Annotated in this window: 2 protein-coding genes; both read left to right on the forward strand. The window is 35.5% G+C overall.

Translation table 11 applies throughout. The features are described from left to right. Window positions 1–201: 201 nt before the first annotated feature. The gene (locus tag AFK68_RS00465; protein WP_094670778.1) at window positions 202–1038 is read left to right on the forward strand and encodes a thiazole synthase; all 837 of its coding nucleotides are present in this window, start codon (window positions 202–204) and stop codon (window positions 1036–1038) included. A gap of 79 nt (window positions 1039–1117) precedes the next feature. After that, on the forward strand, window positions 1118–1291 hold the full coding sequence (gene psb34 / locus AFK68_RS34270; protein ID WP_143437371.1) for a photosystem II assembly protein Psb34: 174 nt from the start codon (window positions 1118–1120) through the stop codon (window positions 1289–1291). The last annotated feature ends 706 nt before the right edge of the window (window positions 1292–1997 follow it).

A 1997-nucleotide genomic window follows, 5' to 3' on the forward strand; every position in this document is an offset into this window, starting at 1 on the left:
GTATTAATTCTTTATTCAATTCTTAGTTTGAGATTGAGTATATTTTTCCCTAACCCGAAAGACAATACCTCAAACCTACGACTTACCAACTTTTTTCAATTTTATCTTTCCATGAAAGAATAAGATTTGGTATAAGACCTCGCATTTAATGGCAGGATTAAAATAAGAAATTAAAATAGTTGTAAATATCAAAATCTAACCATGCAGATAGTAGAAAAACAAACCACACAAACCCTAGAAAAACCTCTAATTATTGCTGGTAAAAAATTTTCCTCCCGTCTAATGACAGGCACAGGCAAATATCCTACTCTTGAGACAATGCAGCAAAGTATAGAGGCTAGTGGATGTGAAATTGTCACTGTTGCAGTACGACGGGTACAAACTCAAGCTCCTGGACATGAAGGGTTGGCAGAAGCTATAAATTGGCAAAAAATCTGGATGTTGCCTAATACTGCTGGTTGTCAAACGGCTGAAGATGCAGTGAGAGTAGCCAGGTTAGGCAGAGAAATGGCAAAACTGTTAGGCCAAGAAGATAATAATTTTGTCAAACTGGAAGTTATTCCTGACCCTAAATATTTATTGCCAGACCCCATCGGTACATTACAAGCTGCAGAACAATTAATTAAAGAAGGTTTTGCTGTCTTACCTTATATTAATGCTGACCCACTACTAGCTAAAAGACTTGAAGAAGTTGGTTGTGCCACAGTGATGCCTTTGGGTTCACCCATAGGTTCGGGCCAGGGAATCCAAAATGCAGCCAATATTTCCATAATTATTGACAATTCTACTGTTCCTGTGGTAGTTGATGCAGGAATAGGAACTCCTAGTGAAGCAACTCAAGCAATGGAAATGGGAGCTGATGCTTTACTAATTAATTCAGCGATCGCTTTATCCAAAAATCCACCCATGATGGCAAGAGCTATGGGAATGGCCACAGAATCAGGACGTTTAGCCTATCTAGCTGGCAGAATACCGAAAAAAGATTATGCAACTGCTTCTTCTCCGTTGACTGGAAGGATTAACAGTCCTGGCCTCTAGTAATAATTTCCTATATTTGCGAATTTTCTGTTAGTCTAGGTAATAATTAAAAAATAATAAGGAAAAAGGGTCTTTAATTATGCCATATACAACAGAAGAAGGTGGACGTTTAAATAATTTTGCTGTAGAGCCAAAAGTTTATCAAGCTGATGCTCCAGATCAGAAACAACAAATGAACTATCTTATTTTAGGAGCTTTAGGAGTTGTATTAATAGGTAGTTTGATGTTTGTGGCTTTCTCTGTATCAGCTTAGACTTTCAGTAGAAATTATTTAAAGACTTAACTAGGTTCCTGAAGTTTCAGGAGTCTAGTTTTTATTTTGGAACTAATTAATAATTAATAATTAATAATTAAAGCAGTTTTGGAGTCTTGGAGGTACAAAATTTTAGGACTTTAGGCAACAGCTCCAGAAGGCAACGATTGAATTAATCAACTGTACCTCACCGTCTGTGCAAAGTGCTGTAATAATTACCTCTTCTTTTTAAGAAGAAGATTGGTTAAAAGGAAATTTTTTTTGCCTGAAAGAAGATACTTTAAACCTTAATTTTTCGGTAAAGTATTTCAATTACCCTTTTTATTCATAACATTATTTTTTCGGTGGTCTTAAAGATGTAAGAATGTGGGTGAGTAGATTCGTTCAATTGTCATAAGGCAGACGAGCAGAATCATTACTTGTTTACCACTACCATTTTTTCATGCCTCGTATTATTCCTGACTCAGGTTAAATCAAGTTGAAAAATTTAGTATCAATAGAGAGAAAAGACAAGATAGAATAGAAAACTAAGGAAATTTATTGAAATTTCTAGGCATTTTCATAACTCCATTGGGCAAAACAACAGTTAAAATGAAAAATCAACTCCTAATAATAACATATATATAGCAATCCTCCGCATATTCGTGGCAAAAATCTTACTGCTTTTTAGGCAACAGGCACTATTGCTACAGCTCATCTGGAGGGA

Origin of the sequence: Hydrocoleum sp. CS-953 (assembly GCF_002260545.1) — a bacterium.
GTDB lineage: Bacteria > Cyanobacteriota > Cyanobacteriia > Cyanobacteriales > Microcoleaceae > Trichodesmium.

What these genes read in the sequence shown, in the direction of transcription:
- AFK68_RS00465 (WP_094670778.1), top strand. Translation starts at nt 202, where the DNA reads ATGCAGATAGTAGAAAAACAAACCACACAAACCCTAGAAAAACCTCTA.
- psb34 (WP_143437371.1), top strand. Translation starts at nt 1,118, where the DNA reads ATGCCATATACAACAGAAGAAGGTGGACGTTTAAATAATTTTGCTGTA.